General features: G+C 73.1%; 12 protein-coding genes and 1 pseudogene. 5 read left to right on the plus strand and 8 right to left on the minus strand.

What is annotated here, in order from left to right; translation table 11 throughout:
- Positions 1 to 75 precede the first annotated feature (75 nt).
- The gene (locus B9W62_RS16390; RefSeq protein ID WP_167307753.1) at positions 76 to 393 is read right to left on the minus strand and encodes a WXG100 family type VII secretion target; all 318 of its coding nucleotides are present in this window, start codon (positions 391 to 393) and stop codon (positions 76 to 78) included.
- Positions 394 to 653: 260 nt separating this feature from the next.
- Between B9W62_RS16390 and B9W62_RS16395 the strand changes: the two genes are divergently transcribed.
- On the plus strand, positions 654 to 5,276 hold the full coding sequence (locus B9W62_RS16395; protein ID WP_087807861.1) for an FtsK/SpoIIIE domain-containing protein: 4,623 nt from the start codon (positions 654 to 656) through the stop codon (positions 5,274 to 5,276).
- 192 nt (positions 5,277 to 5,468) lie between these two features.
- On the opposite strand, the gene B9W62_RS16400 is transcribed toward B9W62_RS16395, so the two are convergent.
- From B9W62_RS16400 to B9W62_RS16410, 3 genes are all read right to left on the minus strand, one after another.
- Entirely contained in the window at positions 5,469 to 7,775 is a 2,307-nt protein-coding gene (locus tag B9W62_RS16400; RefSeq protein ID WP_087807862.1) for a protein kinase domain-containing protein, read from the minus strand.
- Between the two features lie 157 nt (positions 7,776 to 7,932).
- Complete coding sequence (locus B9W62_RS16405) at positions 7,933 to 9,792, minus strand: serine/threonine-protein kinase (RefSeq protein ID WP_087811937.1); 1,860 nt, start codon at positions 9,790 to 9,792, stop codon at positions 7,933 to 7,935.
- A gap of 90 nt (positions 9,793 to 9,882) precedes the next feature.
- Positions 9,883 to 10,731: a menaquinone biosynthetic enzyme MqnA/MqnD family protein gene (locus tag B9W62_RS16410; protein ID WP_087807863.1), complete on the minus strand. Its 849-nt coding sequence runs from the start codon at positions 10,729 to 10,731 to the stop codon at positions 9,883 to 9,885.
- A gap of 292 nt (positions 10,732 to 11,023) precedes the next feature.
- Between B9W62_RS16410 and B9W62_RS16415 the strand changes: the two genes are divergently transcribed.
- Entirely contained in the window at positions 11,024 to 11,227 is a 204-nt protein-coding gene (locus tag B9W62_RS16415) for a cold-shock protein (RefSeq protein WP_003974443.1), read from the plus strand.
- Between the two features lie 122 nt (positions 11,228 to 11,349).
- Positions 11,350 to 11,994 carry a class I SAM-dependent DNA methyltransferase gene (locus B9W62_RS16420; protein WP_087807864.1) on the plus strand — a complete coding sequence of 215 codons (645 nt, stop codon included), beginning with the start codon at positions 11,350 to 11,352 and terminating at the stop codon, positions 11,992 to 11,994.
- Positions 11,995 to 12,059: 65 nt separating this feature from the next.
- Here B9W62_RS16420 and B9W62_RS16425 read toward each other — a convergent pair whose 3' ends face one another.
- The gene (locus tag B9W62_RS16425) at positions 12,060 to 13,988 is read right to left on the minus strand and encodes an AMP-dependent synthetase/ligase (protein ID WP_087807865.1); all 1,929 of its coding nucleotides are present in this window, start codon (positions 13,986 to 13,988) and stop codon (positions 12,060 to 12,062) included.
- 223 nt (positions 13,989 to 14,211) lie between these two features.
- Positions 14,212 to 15,498, minus strand: a complete 1,287-nt coding sequence (locus B9W62_RS16430) for an acetyl-CoA C-acetyltransferase (protein WP_087807866.1) — start codon at positions 15,496 to 15,498, stop codon at positions 14,212 to 14,214.
- A 149-nt stretch (positions 15,499 to 15,647) separates the two neighbouring features.
- On the opposite strand from B9W62_RS16430, the gene B9W62_RS16435 reads away from it, so the two are divergent.
- Together B9W62_RS16435 and B9W62_RS16440 are read left to right on the plus strand one after the other, a co-directional pair.
- The gene (locus B9W62_RS16435) at positions 15,648 to 16,940 is read left to right on the plus strand and encodes a 3-oxoacyl-ACP reductase (protein WP_087807867.1); all 1,293 of its coding nucleotides are present in this window, start codon (positions 15,648 to 15,650) and stop codon (positions 16,938 to 16,940) included.
- Positions 16,940 to 17,818, plus strand: a complete 879-nt coding sequence (locus B9W62_RS16440) for a MaoC/PaaZ C-terminal domain-containing protein (protein WP_087811939.1) — start codon at positions 16,940 to 16,942, stop codon at positions 17,816 to 17,818. Before B9W62_RS16435 ends, B9W62_RS16440 begins: the two co-directional genes overlap by 1 nt.
- Here B9W62_RS16440 and B9W62_RS16445 read toward each other — a convergent pair.
- The gene (locus tag B9W62_RS16445; RefSeq protein ID WP_087811938.1) at positions 17,803 to 18,510 is read right to left on the minus strand and encodes a TetR/AcrR family transcriptional regulator; all 708 of its coding nucleotides are present in this window, start codon (positions 18,508 to 18,510) and stop codon (positions 17,803 to 17,805) included. The two genes, B9W62_RS16440 and B9W62_RS16445, sit on opposite strands and share 16 nt — an antisense overlap.
- Positions 18,511 to 18,593: 83 nt before the next feature.
- Positions 18,594 to 18,752 (minus strand): annotated as a pseudogene (locus tag B9W62_RS39600) (dicarboxylate/amino acid:cation symporter); the annotation flags it as partial.
- Positions 18,753 to 18,765 lie beyond the last annotated feature (13 nt).

An 18,765-nucleotide genomic window follows, 5' to 3' on the forward strand; every position in this document is an offset into this window, starting at 1 on the left:
GGAACACGAAAGAGGTGCGATGGAAGGTCATGCTTCCCATCGCACCCCCTCCGCTCAGCCGGCGGGTACGGTTGATCAGCCCTTGGCGCCCTTGGCCAGCTGCTCGTCCAGGTCCTCGTATGCCTTCTTGGCGTTGGTGAGGAACTTGGACAGGCCCTCCAGGCCCTTGACGGTCTTGGCCGCGCCCTTGGTGAAGTCCTTGATGGACTCGTCGTACGCGCCCGAGGCCTTCTGCGTGGTGAAGCCGTTGGCGACCAGCTCCTCCACACCCTTCTCGATGGCCTTCAACATGTCTTCCATGTCGCCCATCGCCTTGATCAGGTCGGTGGCCTTCTTCTCCATCTCGGCATAAGTAAGGTCCGTGTCCTTCGCCATGACAGCTCTCCCTCCCATCGCCTCAGGGCCTTCCCCCGTGGCGTGACTGACGCGGTGCACCGGCCGTTCGTCCACAGGCCGTCCGCATGAGCAAAGATCCTACGGGCGAGGCACTTGGGGCGACAGGGACGCCCGGTGGCGGAAACGTGAACCGGTGCACATTGCCGCCCCGTACGACCCTGTGCATCCCGTTGCGCGGGGACGAGGTGCGGCGGCTAGGGTCGCTTCGTTGTGTTCAGCGTTCCGGGGGCGGCCTCAGCCCAGCGAGGAGGACGAACGTGCGCCTGAGTCTGACCGTCGTCGACCCGGTCGGCGGAGCCAGCACCGACGTGGTGCTCGACGCCGATCCGGAGTCGTCGGTCGGCGACATCACTCGGGAACTGGCGCGCCATGTCGGTGTCACCGGTGGGGCGGAGGTCATCCCCATCGGCGGGCGGCCCGGCCCCGGCGGTACCCCGCAGGCCTTCGTCGACGGCTATGCCCTCGACCCCGACGCCACCATCGTCGGCTCACCCCTGCGCGAGGGCGCTGTCGTCAGCCTGCACGATCCAGCGGGCTGCGTGTCCGGCGAGCCGACGGGTGTCGTGGAGGTCCGCGTGGCCGGCGGTCCCGCGGCCGGGGCCGTGCACCGGCTGGGTGTCGGTCGGTACGACATCGGCAGCGGCCCCGCCGCGCACCTGCGCATCGACGACCCCGAACTCGCCTCGCGTGCCGCCACTCTGTCCATCGCCATGGACGGCACCTGCGAGGTCGCCCTGCACGGCATCGAGCCGAAGAGCGCCGCGGACGAGGAGAAGAAGAAGGAAAAGGACAAGGAGAAGGAGAAGGAGAAGGGGGGCGACGGCACGCATCCCCGGCTCGACGGCGAGGTCTTCGACGGCGGCGGCTGGCCCCTCGGGGCTCAACTCGCCCTCGGCAACACGCTGCTGGAGATAGCCGGCTACTCCCCTCCCGACGCCGCCCTGAAGTGGTCGGAGGACGGAGCCGGGCTCGACTACAACCGGCCTCCGCGACTGCGCCCGGCGGAGCGCAAGACGCAGTTCCGGCTGCCTTCTCCGCCCAGGGAGTACGAAGTCCGGCCGCTGCCCTGGCTGATGGCGCTGTTCCCGCTGGTCGGCGCGGTCGTGTCGGTCATGATCTTCGGGCGCTGGTACTACCTGATCATGGCTCTGCTGAGTCCGGTCATGCTCTTCGGCAACTACTTCATGGACAAGAAGCACGGGCGCAAGTCCCATGCGAAGCAGGTCAAGGAGTACAAGGAGACCAAGGAGCGGATCGAGAAGGACGCCCAGGACGCGCTGCGGCTGGAGCGGCTCGACCGACGCGGCGCCTGTCCCGACCCCGCCTCCGTGCTGGCATTCGGCACCGGTCCCCGTACCCGGTTGTGGGAGAGGCGGCGCACGGACGCCGACCATCTGCTCCTCCGGGTCGGCACCGGCCAGGTGCAGTCCGACGTCGTGCTCGACGACCCGGAGCAGGACGAGCACAAGCGTCAGGTCACCTGGGAGATCGAGGACTCCCCCGTCGCCCTGCCGCTGAGGGACCTGGGCGTCATCGGTGTCGCGGGGCCCGGCGACTCGGCGCAGGCACTCGCGCGATGGGCCGTTGCGCAGACCGCGGTGCTGCACAGCCCGATGGACGTCCAGTTCTACGTGCTCACCGAGAACCACGCGCAGCCGCGCTGGGACTGGGTCCGCTGGCTCCCGCACGCCCGCCCCGCGAGCGGCCAGGACGTCAACGTGGTGATCGGGACGGACTCCGAGACCGTGAGCGCCCGGGTCGGCGAGCTGACGCAGCTGCTCGACGCCCGGCAGAAGGCCCTGAAGGAGAACAGCAGCGGTGGTGCCGGCCCCGCCTTCGCTGACCCGGACATCGTCGTCGTATGGGACGGATCGCGTCGGCTGAGGTCGCTGCCGGGCGTGGTACGGCTGCTGCGGGAAGGGCCGGCGGTCGCCATGTACGCGATCTGCCTGGACGAGGAGGAGCGCTTCCTGCCCGGCGAGTGCCAGGCCTTCGTCGTCGCCGAGCCGCTGGCCCGCGACACCGCCACCGCCGCACGGCCCGGCAACCCCCCGCAGGCCACCGCAGGCGGCTTCCCCTCCTTCCACGCCTGGCACCAGGGCGCCCAGCAGAACGAGCAGGCCGCCGAGCGGGCCCCCGAACTGCGCCTGCGCGTCGAGCAGACCGGTGCCCGGCGCAGGACCGGGGTGCGGCCCGACTTCGTCTCCTCCGCCTGGTGCGCGCGGCTGTCCCGGGCGCTGGCGCCCCTGCGCGACATCAGTGGCGAGACCGAGGACTCCGCGCTGCCGTCCTCGAGCCGGCTCCTCGACGTGCTCCAGCTGGAACCCCCGACCCGCGACGACGTCGCCGCGCGCTGGCGCATGGGCGGCCAGTCCACCATGGCGGTCATCGGGGAGTCGTACGACGGTCCGTTCGGCATCGACATACGGCGCGACGGCCCGCACGGACTCATCGCCGGTACGACCGGTTCGGGCAAGTCGGAGCTGCTCCAGACCATCGTGGCCGCGCTCGCCGTCGCCAACACGCCCGAGAACATGACGTTCGTCCTCGTCGACTACAAGGGCGGGTCCGCCTTCAAGGACTGCGTCAAACTCCCGCACACCGTCGGCATGGTCACCGACCTCGACGCGCACCTCGTCGAACGCGCCCTGGAATCGCTGGGGGCGGAGCTGAAGCGGCGCGAGCACATTCTCGCCGCCGCCGACGCCAAGGACATCGAGGACTACCAGGACCTGTCGCGCCGCGACCCGTCCCACCCGCCCGTGCCCCGACTGCTCATCGTCATCGACGAGTTCGCGTCCATGGTGCGGGACCTGCCGGACTTCGTGACGGGTCTCGTCAACATCGCGCAGCGGGGCCGCTCCCTCGGCATCCACCTCCTGCTGGCCACCCAGCGGCCGAGTGGTGTCGTGTCGCCCGAGATCCGCGCCAACACCAACCTGCGGATCGCCCTGCGCGTGACCGACGCCGGTGAGTCGACCGACGTCATCGACGCTCCCGAGGCCGGTCACATCGCCAAGAGCACCCCGGGCCGCGCGTACGTCCGTCTCGGCCACGCCTCCCTCATCCCCTTCCAGTCCGGCCGCGTCGGCGGCCGCCGCCCGGGTGCCGCCGATCCCGCGGCGCTCGCCCCGTGGGCGGGGCAGCTCTCCTGGCAGGAACTGGGCCGGGCCGCGCTGACGAAGCCCAAGACCGAGGCGCGGGAGGACGACGAGATCACCGACCTCAAGGTCCTGGTCGACGCCATCCGGGAGGCCAACGAGAGCCTCGGCATCCCGGCCCAGCACTCTCCGTGGCTGCCCGCCCTGGACGAGTCCCTGCTGTTGGACGACATTCCGGAGGTGCGCGGCCAGGGTGCGCTGCCTGCGGCCCCGTACGGCATCGCGGACCTGCCGTCCGACCAGGCCCGCCGCCCGGTGGTCGTCGACTTCGCCACCTTCGGGCACCTGCTCGTCGCCGGTGGCCCGCGCAGCGGCCGCTCGCAGGTACTGCGTACCATCGCGGGCTCCCTGGCCCGCACCCTGTCGAGCGCCGACGTCCATCTGTACGGCATCGACTGCGGCAACGGCGCCCTGAACGCGCTGACCCGGCTGCCGCACTGCGGCGCGGTCGTCAGCCGCAACCAGCAGGAACGGGTGATCCGGTTCTTCAACCGGCTCACCGGTGAACTCACCCGGCGCCAGGACCTGCTGGCGGAGAAGGGCTACGCCGACATCGGGGAGCAGCGGTCCGCCGCGGCCGAGGACGAGCGGCTGCCCCACATCGTGGTCCTCCTCGACCGCTGGGAGGGCTGGCTGCCCACGCTCGGCGAGTACAACCACGGTGACCTGACCGACCAGGTGATGGCGCTGATGCGCGAGGGCGCGAGCGTCGGCCTGCACCTGGTGATCACCGGCGACCGTCAGCTGCTGACGGGGCGGATCTCCTCCCTCACCGAGGACAAGTACGGTCTGCGCCTCGCGGACCGTGGCGACTTCTCGTTGCTGGACATCAACGCGCGCAAGATCCCCGAGGAGATTCCGCCCGGCCGCGGCTTCGCGAGCGGGTCGGCGACCGAGACCCAGTTCGCCCTGCTCGCCGAGGACACCACCGGTCAGGGGCAGGCTTCCGCGCTCGCCGCGATCGGCGAGGCGGCGACCGCCCGGGACGCCGGGCTGCCGCGCTCCCGCCGCCCGTTCCGCGTCGACGTCCTGCCCAGCCGGATCTCCTTCGCGGACGCCTGGGCCATGCGGGACCCGGTGGCGAGCGCCTCCCCGCTGTGGGCGCTGGTCGGTGTCGGCGGCGACGAGCTCACCGCCTTCGGTCCCGACCTCGCCCAGGGCGTCCCGGCGTTCGTGATCGGCGGGCCCGCGAAGTCCGGGCGCAGCACGGTGCTGCTGAACCTCGCGCGCTCCTGCCTCGCCCAGGGCGTACGGCTGATCCTGGCGGCGCCCCGGCCGTCCCCGCTGCGTGAACTGGAGGGGACGGAGGGCGTCCTGAAGGTCTTCACCGGCCGGGACATCGACGAGGACGAGATGGAGGAGCTCGTCGGGACGGCCAGTCCCGAGCAGCCGATCGTCGTCCTGGTCGACGACGCCGAGGTGCACGACGACTGCGACGCGGAGGACGTCTTCAAGCGCATCGTCGAACGCGGGGTGGAGGAAGGTCTGGCCGTCGTCATCGCCGGTGACGAGGAGGAGATCTGCGACGGGTTCTCCGGGTGGCAGGTCGACATGAAGAAGGCCCGCCGCGGCATCCTGCTGTCTCCGCAGGACAGCTCCGCGGGAGAGCTGATCGGCATCCGCACGAACCGGAGCATGGTCGGCGGCCAGATCACTCCCGGCAAGGGCATGCTGCACCTCGGCAGCGGGGAGCACCTGACGGTCACGACGCCGATGTGACGGGCGCCGGCCGCCCGGAGAGGACGACAGCCGCCCGGGAAGCCGGAAGGGACGACGACCGCGCGGGTAGCCGGAAGGACTACGACCGGCGCGGGTGGCCGGAAGGACGACGACCGCGCGGAAAGGGCGTCGGCCGCCCGGAAAGAACGCCGGGCCGCGGGACCGAGAGGTCTCCGCGGCCCGGCGTCCTCGCTACACCGCCGGCAGCGCGTAGATCTCGTGGCCGTGCGTCGCCAGCAGCCGGTTGCCCGCGAGGGCGACCTGCCACGGCTCGCCGACGGCCTTGCTGTCGGTGTACGTCCAGCGGAGTTTGCCCGTCCGCGTCTCCAGGGCGACGACGCCGCCGTCGACGGCGCCGGTGGCGCCGTACAGGGTCGAGCCCACCCGGCGGAACGACTCCGGGCCGTCGACGTCCAGTTCGTCGCAGAGCCAGTTCCGCTTGCCGGTCTTGGCGTTCACCGCCCATACGCCGTCGTCGTGGTCGCTGACGTAGAGCACGCCGTCGACGACCGTCGGGGTGTCGAAGCCGCGCCGGCCGGCCGGGTCGAGCGTCCAGGCCGTACCGCCCTTCTCCACGTCGAGGGCCTTGAGCCGGTCGCCCGGGAGGAAGACGAGGCCGTTCGCGACCGTGGGCTGCCAGGACCACTCGTCACCGATCTTCCTGGTCCACACCTGGCCGCCGGTGGCGGTGTCCCGGACGGTGAGGTTGAGGTTCGAGTCGGCGTAGACCAGGTACTTGCCCGAGGCGGTGCCCTGGACGTCGTAGTCCTTCGTGCCCCAGTCCCGGTGCTGGATCCACGTCTTCCGGCCCGTGGTGTGGCTGACGGCGGCGACGGCCGTGCGGTATTCGGTGGCGCTCTGCGACTGGCCGTAGTCGGTCGCCGTGACGTAGACGTTCCTGTCGTCGATCGCGATCGTGTCCTCGACGGTCAGCTGCTTGCCGAGGCGGCTGCGCCAGGCCTCTTCGCCGGTCCTGACGTCGTAGGCGACCAGGGCGCCCTCGTAGTCGCCGTCGGCGAGGAACACCTTGCCGTCGTGGAAGAGGAGTCGGGCCCCGGGCCGGCAGATGCCCGCCTTGATCCAGCGGGCCTTGCCGGTCCGGACGTCGTAGGCCACGAGCGGGTCGCCGCTGACCAGGAGCAGTCCGTCGTGGGTGAGGAGCGGTACGCGCGGGCTGGTGCTGTCCTTACCGGCCGACTTGTGCCACAGCGGCTGGGGAGCCACCCCGGCGGGCGGGGTCGTGAAGTCGCCGTCCGCCGGATCGCCCGAAGTCCCGGCGTCCGGTGTCCCCTTCGCGTCGCCGGACGCGTCGTCGGACGCGAGCGCCCACGCGATGCCGCCCCCGGCCACCGCGACGGCCGTCGCGCCGCCCAGGGCCAGGCCGAGGACGCGACGGCGGGAGCGGGCCGGAGCGGGTTCCGCGGTCTCTCCGATCCGGACGGTGCCGGGCAGCGGAGTCCCGTACGCGGGTACCGGGGTTCCGCCGGTCGTCGTGCCGTGACCGGCCGTTCCGGTCGGCGACGCGCCGTCGAGCATGGTCGGTGCCGGACCGAAGCCCGTCGCCGCGTGGTTCTCCGGCCGCGGAGCGGTCCGCGGCGTTCCGGGTGCCTCCAGGTCCAGGATGCCCGCGGCGTGGGTCGCGATGGTCGATGCGACGGCCGACGGCAGCCAGTCGTGGAGGGCGGCGTCGATGCCCTGCCCGGCCAGCGCGGCGACGATCTCACCCGGCGCGGGACGCTGCGCCGGGTCCTTCATCAGGCAGGCGCGGACGAGTCCCAGCAACGACGGGGGCACGTCCGTCAGGTCGGGCTCTCCGTGCACGACCTGGTAGAGCATCCCCGCGTGCGAGGTCGTGCCGTCGCCGAAGGCGCCCCGCCCGGTGGCCGCGAACACGAGCACGGAACCGAGGGAGAAGACGTCGCCCGCGACGCCGACGTCCTTGCCCATCGCCTGCTCCGGCGACATGTAGCCGGGCGAGCCGACCACCACGCCGGTCTGGGTCATGCGGCTGCCGTCCACCGCCCGTGCGATGCCGAAGTCGATGAGCCGGGGACCGTCGGCAGCGAGCAGAACGTTGGAGGGCTTCAGGTCCCGGTGCATCAGGCCCGCCGCGTGGATGTCCCGCAGAGCCGCGGCGAGACCGGCGGCCAGTGCGCGAACCGTGCGTTCGGGCAGCGCCCCGTGTGCCGCGACCACGTCGGTCAGATCGGGGCCCAGGACGTACGACGTGGCGAGCCAGGGCAGCGGCGCGTCCGGGTCGGCGTCCGCGACGGGGGCGGTGAACCGGCCGGAGACGGCCTTCGCGATCTCGACCTCGTGCCGGAAGCGCTCGCGGAAGTCGTGGTCGGCGGCGAGGTCGGGGCGGACCACCTTGACCGCGACGGTACGGCCGCCGGGCGATCGGGCGAGGTAGACGCGGCCCATTCCACCGGCACCGAGCCTTCGCAGGAGGCGGTAGCCGCCCAGCTCCCGCGGATCGTCCGGCTGCAATGTCTCCATGGCGGGCCCTCCCCGTAGCGGAATCTTGACGAACTCCTTGCCGAGCGGTCGCCTCGTCGCCGGTGTTCGTCTCGCAGCCACAGTAGTGACAAGGGAGGCAGGGCCATGATCGGGGCGGGGCGCGGCTGAGGCGGGGGCGGGTGGCGGCCCGGCCCCACTACTCGATCTTCGACAGCCGCGCCTTCGGCCGGCCCGACTCCTCGCTCTTCGAGGCGTAGTCGAGGTCGTCGCCGACGGGGGTGAAGGTGACGGTCGTGGGGGCGGGGTTGCAGCCGTCGTGGTTGCCCTCGGCGCCGACGGAGCCGGCGACGAGCTGCTTCTCCGTGACCTTCTTCAGGGTGATCACGTCGACGCAGACGCCGCCCAGCGCGTCGGTCTGGTGGAGCCTGCCCAGCTCCTGGCCGGCCTTCGCCTGCTTGATGGTGATCCGGAAGGTGCCCAGCGGCAGCTTGCCGTCCAGGGCGGCGGCCTGCCCCTCCCAGGTGCCGAGGTAGCGCGCGGGCAGCGCACCGGCGGTGGCGGCGGGAGGCTCGTGCGTGCCGTCGCTGCCCCCGGCGTTGCTCGCGTCGTTGCCCGAGCCCGGCAGCAGGTCCAGGACGAACACCGACCCGACCGTCACCGCCGCCAGCGCGCCCGCCACCGCCAGTGCCACGGTGCAGCTGATCCGCCGGCCGCGTCCCTGGGCGTCCTGCGTCGAGGTCGCCGCGACGGAGAGGGCGAGCCTGCCGGGCGAGTGGCCCGTACCCGGCCCGCCGCCCGCGTCGCCGCCCGCCTGCTCGGGACCCCGCGGGCCGGGGACGGACGAGGAGGCGGACGGCGACGAGGACGACGGCGACGGCGACCACGAGGGGAGCGAGGGCGGGAGCGAGGACGAGGGCGCGGTGGGCGTCGGCATCACCGGCGGCGGGCCGAAGACACCGGAGGCCGCGGGCGCCGCCCCGCCCTCCGGCCCCGGCGAAGCACCCGCCCCGCCCCCGGGCCCCGGCGAAGCACCCGCCCCACCCCCGGGCCCCGGCGAAGCACCCGCCCCGCCCCCGGTTCCCGGCGCGGCCCCCGCCGTGACCGACGGCCGGCTGAACCCCACGGGTCCCGACGCCTCCCCCGCGGACACCCCCGAAGCCGCCTCCAGGTTCAGCAGCTGTACGGCGCTCCGGCTGACCCGCTCCACCAGCGCCCCCGGCAGCCAGCCGCCGGTCACCAGGCGGGCCGCGCCCTCGGGGGCCAGCCGGCGGGCCACCTCGGCGGGGGCCGGGCGGGCGGACGGGTCCTTCGCCAGGCAGGACGCGACCAGCTCGCGCAGCTCCTGGTCGTCCAGGCCGTCGAGGCTCGGCTCCTCGTGGACGACCTTGTAGAGCAGCGCGGCCGAGGAGTCACCCGGGAAGGGCGGCCGCCCCGTCGTCGCGTACGCCAGCACGGCGCCCAGCGAGAAGACGTCCGCCGCCCCGGTCACGCCCTTGCCGAGGATCTGCTCGGGGGACATGTAGCCGGGGGAGCCGATGGACACCCCGGTCGAGGTCAGGGAGGCGGTGCCCTCCGTGGCGCGGGCGATGCCGAAGTCGATCAGGACGGGGCCGTCGAGGGTCAGGAGGATGTTGGACGGCTTCACGTCGCGGTGGACCAGGCCCAGCTCGTGCACCGCGGCCAGCGCCTCGCCGAGGCCCGCGCCCAGCGCCCGTACCGAGTGGGCGGGCAGCGGGCCGCCGTCCGCGACGGCCGCCGTCAGGGACGGACCGGCCGCGTACGCCGTGGCGACCCACGGCACGCGCGCCTCGGGGTCCGCGTCCAGCACGGGTGCGGTCCAGGCGCCGCCGACCCGGCGGGCGGCGGCCACCTCGCGCCGGAACCGGGCCCGGAACTCCTCGTCCAGCGCGAAGTGCGGGTGCACGATCTTCACCGCGACCGTGCGGCCGCCGGCGCTGCGGCCCAGGTAGACCCGGCCCATGCCGCCGGAGCCCAGCCGGCCGAGCAGCCGGTAGGGCCCCACGACGGTGGGTTCGTCGACTTCGAGCGGCCGCATGGCGTCCACCCCTCCCCCGTACGCCGGTACCTGCCAGCAGGGTAGTGGCCGACGGCGGACGGCCCCAGGGAGAAGGGCGCCCGCGACGGCTCAGGGCCGCAGCAGCTCCACCGTCACGTCCGCCGGGAAGCCCGTGGTGGGGCCGACGCGGCGGGCGAACTCGGTGACCGCCTCCAGCTGCGGGGCGCCGAAGCGGAAGTCGAGGGTGGTGAAGTACTTCGCCAGGGTCTCCTCGTCGAAGGCCTCCCAGCGGGCGGCCTGCTCCGCGACCTTCTCCACCTCCTCCAGGGAGAGGTTGCGGGAGGCGAGGAAGGCCTCGTGCACCTTGCGGGTGATGACCGGCTCGCGCTCCGCGTAGTCGCGCCGGGCCGCCCAGACCGCGAAGACGAACGGCAGGCCCGTCCACTCCTTCCACAGGGCGCCCAGGTCGTGCACGTCGAGGCCGTAGCGCGGGCCGTCGATCATGTTGGCGCGCAGGGCGGCGTCCCCGATCAGGACGGCCGCGTCGGCCTCCTGCATCATCAGGCTCAGGTCCGGCGGGCAGGTGTAGTAGTCCGGCTGGACCCCGAAGCGCTCCGACAGGAGGAGCTGGGCGAGGCGTACGGAGGTGCGCGAGGTCGACCCGAGGGCGACCCGGGCCCCGTCCAGGCGGTCCAGCGGGACCTGGGAGACGATCACGCACGACATCACGGGGCCGTCGCAGCCGACGGCGATGTCGGGGAAGGCGACGAGGTCGTCGGCGTTCTTGAGGAATTCGACCAGGGTGACGGGACCGATGTCGAGATCACCGCGCACCAGCTGCTCGCTGAGCTTCTCCGGGGTGTCCTTCGTCAGCTCGAAGTCGAGGAGCGTCCCTGTTCTCGCGAGGCCCCAGTACAGGGGCAGGCAGTTCAGGAACTGGATGTGGCCGACGCGCGGCCGGGTGCGAGAATTGTCCACATCGCGAGGCTAGCCCTCCCCCGGGAACCGCCCCTCGCCGACCCCCGGCGTCAGCCGAACGGCGCAGGTGTTCAAACGTCCGGGTGAAGTGATCTTGACCTCTGTTGCGCTCGGGGGCCTGCGTGCTAGGCTCACAGCAAGTTGCAGTTTGGTTTCCCTTGCAGTACAGAGCCTGCGGAGCATGTGACCGCGGGCTCTCGTCGTTCTCAGACGTATGCAGTTGTGCGACATTCAAAGTCTTCACACTTGCTGGTTCTGGAGCAGGGCAACCCTTTGGGCCCAAGGAGGGCTTATGGCTACCGGAACCGTGAAGTGGTTCAACGCCGAAAAGGGCTTTGGTTTCATCGCCCAGGAAGGCGGCGGCCCGGACGTCTTCGTCCACTACTCCGCGATCAACGCTCAGGGATTCCGTTCCCTCGAGGAGAACCAGCAGGTGTCCTTCGACGTCACGCAGGGCCCCAAGGGTCCGCAGGCGGAGAATGTCACTCCTGTCTGATTGACAGCAGTACCCAAGGAGCCCCGCGCCGGTTTCGGCGACGGGGCTCCTGCCCTTTCATGAAGCCTTCGTGAATTCCTCACCGGGGCCCGGCTGTCAGTGGCTGCCACTAGGGTCCGCCCATGACCGTCGACCCCGCCTTCGTGGCCACCACCCGGACCTTCTACGACGCCGTCGCCGAGGACTACCACGCCCGCTTCCGCACCGTGCTCGACGACGCCCCCCTCGACCGGGCGCTGATGGGCGCCTTCGCCGAGCTGGTGGGGCCCGAGGGGCAGGTGGCCGACCTCGGCTGCGGTCCCGGCCTGGTCACCGCGCACCTGGCCTCGCTGGGCCTGCGGGTCTTCGGCCTGGACCTGTCCTCCTCGATGCTCGCGATCGCGCGCCGGGAGAACCCGGGACTGCGGTTCGAGCAGGGGTCCATGCTGGACCTGGACCTGCCGGACGGCGCGCTGGCGGGGGCGGTCTCCTGGTACTCGTCGATCCACACGCCGTGGGAGCGGCTGCCGGACCTCTTCGGCGAGGTGCGGCGCGTACTGGCCCCGGGCGGGTATCTGCTGCTCGGCTTCCAGGTCGGCGACGAGCCCCGCCACCACGACCGCCCGTGGGGCCACCCGGTCGCCCTGGACTTCGAACGGCGGCGGCCGGAGCCGATGGCGGAGCTGCTGGAGCGGGCCGGGTTCACCGTGCTGTCCCGGACGGTGCGGACCACCGAGGAGACCACCGTCGCCCAGGTCCCGCAGGCGGTCCTCATCGCCCGCCGCTGACACCGCCCCGCCACTGACACCATTCCGCCGCTGACACCACCCCGCCGCTGACCGCCGACGCCGTCCTACCCCTCGTACAGCCCCTCCACCGCCCCCGCGAAGTCCCGCATGATCACCTCGCGCCGGAGCTTCATGGAGGGGGTCAGGTGGCCCTCCCACTCGGTGAAGTCCCGGGGCAGGACGGCGAAGCGGCGGATGGACTCCGGGCGGGAGACCAGTTTGTTGGCCTCGTCGACGGCGCGCTGGAGCACCGCGTGGACCTCCTCGTCGTCCACCAGCAGCTCCGGCGGCACCGGGTGCTTGCCGTTCATGCGGCGCCAGTGGGTGACGCCGTCGGGGTCGAGGGTGAACAGGGCGGAGACGTAGGGCCGGCGGTCGCCGAGGACGATGCACTGGGAGATCAGGGGGTGGGAGCGCAGCCAGTTCTCCAGCGGGGCCGGGGCGACGCTCTTGCCGCCCGCGGTGATCAGCAGCTCCTTCTTGCGGCCGGTGATCGTCAGATAGCCCCCGTCGTCCAGGCTGCCGAGGTCGCCGGTGGCGAACCAGCCGTCGGGTGCGGCCTGGACGACGCCCCCGGCCTGCGGGTCCCAGTAGCCGTGCAGGACCTGCTCGCCGGCGACCAGGATCTCGCCGTCGGCGGCGATGCGGATGCGGGTGCCGGGCAGCGGCCAGCCGACGGTGCCCAGGCGCGGTTGGAGCGGGGGCGTGACGGTGGCCGCGGCGGTGGTCTCGGTGAGGCCGTAGCCCTCGAAGATCTCGATGCCGGCGCCGGCGTAGAACGCGGCCAGGCGGCGGCCGAGCGGGGAGCCGCCGCAGATGGCGTACTTGACCCGGCCGCCCATGGCGTTGCGGATCTTGCGGTAGACGAGCGGGTCGTAGAAGGAGCGGGCGGTCTTCAGGCCGCGGCCGGGACCACCGCCGGTGCCCGTCTGGCGGGCCTCCTTGGCCTCGCCGTAGCGCACCGCCACCGAGACGGCGCGGTCGAAGGCCGAGGCGCGGCCGCCGGACTCGGCCTTGGCGCGGGCGCTGTTGAAGACCTTCTCCAGCATGTACGGGATGGTCAGCAGGCAGGTCGGCCGGAAGGCCGCCAGGTCGGGCAGCAGGTCCTCGGGTTTCAGGCTCGGTGCGTGGCCGAGGCGGACCCGGGCGCGGACGCAGGCGACCGCGACCATGCGGCCGAAGACGTGGGACATCGGCAGGAAGAGCAGGATCGAGGGCTCCTCGCCGGTCTCCGCCTTGAAGACGGGGTAGAGCAGCTCGATCGCGTTGTCCACCTCGGCGAAGAAGTTGCCGTGGGTGAGCACGCAGCCCTTGGGGCGACCGGTGGTGCCGGAGGTGTAGATCAGGGTGGCGAGGGTGGCCGGGCCGAGCATGCCGCGGCGCACCTCCACCTCCGCGTCCGGCAGCCGCTCGCCCAGCTCGGCCAGCCGCTCCACGTGCCCCTTCTCGATGACCCACAGGTGCCCCAGGTCGGGGATGCGGTCCAGCTCGGGGCCGAGCGCCGCGGCCTGCGCGGTGGTCTCGGTGACCAGGGTGACGGCGCCGGAGTCCTGGAGGATCCAGCGGGTCTGGAAGAGCGAGGAGGTGGGGTAGATCGGGACGGTGACCAGTCCCGCCGCCCACGCGGCGAAGTCCAGCAGCGTCCACTCGTACGTCGTCCGCGCCATGATCGCGATGCGGTCGCCCGGCATCAACCCCTCGGCGATCATGCCCTTGGCCACCGCCAGCACCTGCCCGGCGAACTCGGCGGCCGTCACGTCGGACCAGTCGCCCTGCGCCGACCTGCGACTGAGGACGACCTGCCCGGGTACCGCCGCCGCGTTGTCGAAGGGCAGGTCGGCCAGGGACCCGCGGCGCACCGGCGGTGCGAACGGCGGCACGTACGCCTCCCTGACGGTCCCGTCCAGCATCCGCGTCTCGGGCGCCACCAGGGTGGGGCCGGGCGAGTCGGCGTAGGCGGCGGATGCGGCGAAGGACGGAAGCGGGGTGGACACGGGCGGCTCCTGGGACGTGCAGCAAAGACACTGCTCCTGCTGTCGCTGCTCTGCTGCATCACGTACGTGCCTCGCGCGCCGAGGCGTTCATCGCCGGTTCCGCGGACATGGGTTACCGACGGTCAGTCCCGGGATCGTACGGCGCCCGCGTGAGGACTTGGTGCGCGTTCCACGATCTTCCCGCGCCGGAGGTGTGCAGTGTTGGGGGTTACCTGAGGGTAAGTCACGTTCGTTCCAGTATCGCCGTCACGCCCTGGCCGCCCGCCGCGCAGACGGAGATCAGGCCGCGTCCCGGTCCCTCCCGCTCGGCGAGCAGGGTGGCCAGCGTCGCCACGATCCGGGCGCCGGTGGCGGCGAAGGGGTGGCCGGTGGCGAGGGAGGAGCCCGCCACGTTCAGGCGGGCCCGGTCCACCGGGGCCAGGCCGCGCTTCTCCCAGGCGGCCAGCGTGGCCAGCACCTGGGAGGCGAACGCCTCGTGGATCTCGACGAGGTCGAAGTCCCCGATGCCGAGCCCGGCCCGCTCCAGCATCCGCGGGACCGCGTAGGCGGGCGCCATCAGCAGGCCGTCCTCGCCACCGGCCACGTCCCCGCCGACGAAGTCCACGGCCGCCGTCTCGTACGCCGTGAGGTAGGCGAGGGGCTCGACGCCCCGGGCCTCGGCCCACTCCTCGCTCGCCAGCAGCACCGTCGCGGCGCCGTCCGTCAGGGGCGTGGAGTTGCCCGCCGTCATGGTGGGACCGGGGGCGTCGAGGCCGAACACGGGCTTGAGCGCGGCCAGTTTCTCCACCGTCGAGCCGGGGCGCAGGTTCTGGTCGCGGGCCAGGCCGCGGAAGGGGACCACCAGGTCCTGGAAGAGACCGCGTTCGTACGCCGCCGCCAGCCGCTGGTGGCTCGCGGCGGCCAGCGCGTCCTGGTCCTCGCGGGAGACGCCCCAGGCGCGGGCGGTGACCGCGGCGTGCTCGCCCATCGACAGGCCGGTGCGCGGCTCGGCGTTGCGCGGGATGTCGGGGACCAGGTGTCCCGGGCGGACCTTGGCCAGCGCCTTGAGCCTGCCGCCGGTGGTCTTCGCCCGGCGGGCCTCCAGGAGGATGCGGCGCAGCCGGTCGTTGACGCCGAGCGGGGCGTCGCTCGCGGTGTCGGCGCCGCCCGCGATCGCCGACTCGGTCTGGCCGAGGGCGATCTTGTTGGCGGCGGCGATCACGGCCTGGAGTCCGGTGCCGCAGGCCTGCTGGACGTCGTAGGCGGGGGTGCGCGGGTCGAGGGCCGAGCCGAGGACCGTCTCGCGGGCGAGGTTGAAGTCCCGGCTGTGCTTGAGGACCGCGCCGGCCACGAACTCGCCGACCGCGCCCGGCCCCTGGAGGCCGTGCCGCTCGACCAGGGCGTCCAGGGCCGCGGTGAGCATCTCCTGGTTGGAGGCGGTGGCGTACGGCCCGTCGGAGCGGGCGAAGGGGACGCGGGCGCCGCCGAGGACCGCGACGCGGCGCGCGGACTGGTGTGCCAGAGGGCTCATCTCGACCTGCTCCTCACCCGTGACATAGGCTTACCTCCGGTAACCTTACTCCAGAGTAAGCAGTTGTGTGCAGGACCGCCCCTGGACACTCCCCCACGCTCGAACACGCTCGCGCGGGGGGACCCCCATCCGCCGCCTGGGAGACAGACATGGCCGACCGCTATCTCAGCTTCACCGGCACCGCACCCGGCCGTTTCCTCACCCGCCGGCTCGGGCTGCCGCAGCCCGCGGCCCTGCGGCGGGACGCGCTCGACGGCGGTCTGCTGCACCTCACCGCCGGCAAGCCCGAGCTCGACCTCGCGCCCGTCCTGGCCCGCACGGGCCTGCCCCGGGACGAGGACGGCCGGCCCGCCGCCGTCGTCCTGGACGCCACCGGCGTACGGGACGTCGACGCGCTCGCCGAGGTGCACGCCGCACTGCACCCCGTCATACGGTCCGTCGCCGCGAGCGGCCGCGTAGTGGTGCTCGGCGCCCCGCTCGACCCGGCCGACCACCACCAGGCCGCCGCCCAGCAGGCGTTGGAGGGCTTCACGCGCTCACTCGGCAAGGAGATCGGGCGGGGCAGGACGGTCAACCTCGTGCGGCTCACCGACGCGGCTCCCGCCGAGTCCACCCTCCGCTTCCTCCTCTCCCCCGCCTCCGCCTACGTCAGCGGCCAGGTGATCGAGGTGGGGGCGGCGGGCGAGGGCACCGGCCCCGACGACTGGACCCTCCCCCTCGCCGGGCGCACCGCCCTGGTCACCGGCGCCGCTCGCGGCATCGGCGCGGCCGTCGCCGAGACGCTGGCGGGGCAGGGCGCCCAGGTCGTCGTGCTCGACGTGCCGCAGGCCGAGGACGCCGCCCGCCGGGCCGCCGAACGCCTCGGCGGCACCGCACTCGCCCTGGACATCACGGCCGCCGACGCGGGCGAGCGCATCGCCGCGGCGCTGCCCGGCGGGCTCGACGTCCTGATCCACAACGCGGGCGTCACCCGCGACCGGCGCCTGGTCAACATGCCCGCCGAACGCTGGAGTTCCGTTCTCGACGTCAATCTCGCGAGCGTCCTGCGCACCACGGACGCACTGCTCGCCGCGGGCGCCGTCAACCGGGGCGGCCGGATCGTGGCGACCGCCTCCATCGCCGGGCTCGCGGGCAACGCGGGCCAGACCAACTACGGCGCGAGCAAGGCCGGGATCGTCGGCCTGGTCCGCTCCCTCGCGCCGCGCGCGCTCGCCGGACACGGGGTGACGGTGAACGCGGTCGCGCCGGGATTCATCGAGACGAAGATGACGGCAGCGGTCCCCCTCTTCATCCGCGAGGCCGGCCGCCGCATGAACTCCCTCGCCCAGGGCGGCCTGCCGGTGGACGTCGCCGAGACCACCGCCTGGCTCGCGCACCCGGCCTCCGGCGCGGTCAACGGCCAGGTCGTACGGGTCTGCGGCCAGAGCCTGCTGGGGGCGTGATGACCACCGCCGCCCCGACCACCAGCACCCTGACCGGCGTCCCCGCCCTCGCTCCGCTCCTCGCCCGCGGCGCCCTGCTGTCGCCCCTCAGGCGCCCCCGCCCGGACGCGGACTTCCCCCGCACCCGGCTGGTGCTGCCCGGCCTGCGCGTGGACCTCGCACGGCTGGCCGCCTACGAGCGGGCGTGCGGGTTCCCGACCGGAGCGGACGCGCTGCCGCCGACGTATCCGCACGTGCTGGGCTTCCCGCTGGCCATGCGCCTGATGAGCGCCCGCGACTTCCCGCTGCCCCTGCTCGGGCTCGTCCACACGTCGATCGGCATCACCCGGCACGCCGCCCTGCCCGCGAACGCCGCGTACGAACTCACCGTGTACGTCGAGGGGCTGGCACCGCACCGGCGCGGCACCGAGGCGACGGTGGTCACGGAGGTCCGGACCGGGGCCGACCTCGTGTGGGAGTCCCGCAGCACCTACCTGGCCCGGCACCGCACCACCGCCCGGCACCCCGCCGCCGGGGACACCCCCGCGGGAGAGCGGGACCCCCTCCCCGCGCGCGCCGAATGGCGACTGGCCGGTGACGTCGGACGCCGCTACGGTGCCGCCTCCGGGGACCGCAACCCGATCCACCTGCACCCGCTCACCGCCCGCCTGTTCGGCTTCCCGCGGGCCATCGCGCACGGCATGTGGACGGTGGCCCGGTGCCTCGCCGAGCACGGGACCCCGGACGCGGCCGTCGTGCGGGCGCACTTCCGGGCGCCGGTGCTGCTGCCGGGGACGGTGACGTACGGGGCCGAGGACGGCCGGTTCGAGCTGCGCGGCGGCGACGGAGGACGGCGGCTGCACCTGTCCGGCGAGGTGGGACCCTACCCGGCGGCCTGAGCCACCGGCTCGGCATCCGGCACCGGCCCGGCATCCGGCGTCGGCTCGGCGCCCTCCGGCGGGGACCACGGCCGCCCCGTCATCAGGTCGCCCAGGCCCGCCCAGGCGAAGTTCATCAACGTCGCCGCCGCCTGCCTCGCGGTGACGCCCTCGGTGGCGCCCGCCCAGTCGGCCAGCGACTCGGCGGCGCCGACCAGCGCCTCGGCCAGGCCGGCGACCTCGCCCTCGGGCAGGTGCGGGTCCCGGTGCGCGTCGCGCGCCGCGGCGGCGATCAGCTGCGTCACGAACGCGACGATCTCCTCGCGCATCGCCGCGACCTCGGCGGCGAACCGCTCGCCGTGCGTACGGGCGTGCAGGTGCAGCATCCGCCAGGCGTCCGGGTGCCGCGCGGTGTGGTCGAAGAACGCCCGCAGGCCCGACCAGAGTTGCCCGTCGGCGGCCAGCCCCGGACGCACGCCGGCCCGCACCGCCTCGGTGAGGGCGCGGGCCTCGCGGCCGATGCAGGCGCTGAAGAGGTCGTCCTTCGAGTTCAGGTACAGATACACCAGCGGCTTGGACACGCCCGCCAGTTCGGCGATCTCGTCCATCGACGCCGCCATGTACCCGCGCCGGCCGAAGACGCTCACGGCGGCGTCCAGCATCTGCTGCTCGCGGACCGCACGCGGCATCCGCTTGGTCTTCCCAGCACCCATGCGCATCAGCGTACGGTCCGCACGGCGGTGTTCCGGACGTCAGCGCGACGCCGACACCCGGAACACCGCGGAGACACCGAGTGTCAGGCGGCCACCGGAACCGGCTCCGCGTCCTGCTTCGCCCGCTCGGGCTCGTCGATCGGCGAGGCGTGCGCCTCGTCGTACGCCTCGCGGTCGAGCAGCCCCTCGCGGGCCGAGACGATGACCGGCACGAGAGCCTGTCCTGCCATGGTCGTAACCGTGCTCTATGTATGC

It is taken from the genome of Streptomyces sp. CS113, from assembly GCF_002188365.1.
Lineage (GTDB): Bacteria > Actinomycetota > Actinomycetes > Streptomycetales > Streptomycetaceae > Streptomyces > Streptomyces tendae.

Bases quoted from the DNA above. Each gene is read 5' to 3' on its own strand.
- B9W62_RS16390 (WP_167307753.1), bottom strand. From the start codon at position 393: ATGGGAGGGAGAGCTGTCATGGCGAAGGACACGGACCTTACTTATGCC.
- B9W62_RS16400 (WP_087807862.1), bottom strand. From the start codon at position 7,775: ATGGAGACATTGCAGCCGGACGATCCGCGGGAGCTGGGCGGCTACCGC.
- B9W62_RS16405 (WP_087811937.1), bottom strand. From the start codon at position 9,792: ATGCGGCCGCTCGAAGTCGACGAACCCACCGTCGTGGGGCCCTACCGG.
- B9W62_RS16415 (WP_003974443.1), top strand. From the start codon at position 11,024: ATGGCTACCGGAACCGTGAAGTGGTTCAACGCCGAAAAGGGCTTTGGT.
- B9W62_RS16420 (WP_087807864.1), top strand. From the start codon at position 11,350: ATGACCGTCGACCCCGCCTTCGTGGCCACCACCCGGACCTTCTACGAC.
- B9W62_RS16430 (WP_087807866.1), bottom strand. From the start codon at position 15,498: ATGAGCCCTCTGGCACACCAGTCCGCGCGCCGCGTCGCGGTCCTCGGC.
- B9W62_RS16435 (WP_087807867.1), top strand. From the start codon at position 15,648: ATGGCCGACCGCTATCTCAGCTTCACCGGCACCGCACCCGGCCGTTTC.
- B9W62_RS16440 (WP_087811939.1), top strand. From the start codon at position 16,940: ATGACCACCGCCGCCCCGACCACCAGCACCCTGACCGGCGTCCCCGCC.
- B9W62_RS16445 (WP_087811938.1), bottom strand. From the start codon at position 18,510: ATGGGTGCTGGGAAGACCAAGCGGATGCCGCGTGCGGTCCGCGAGCAG.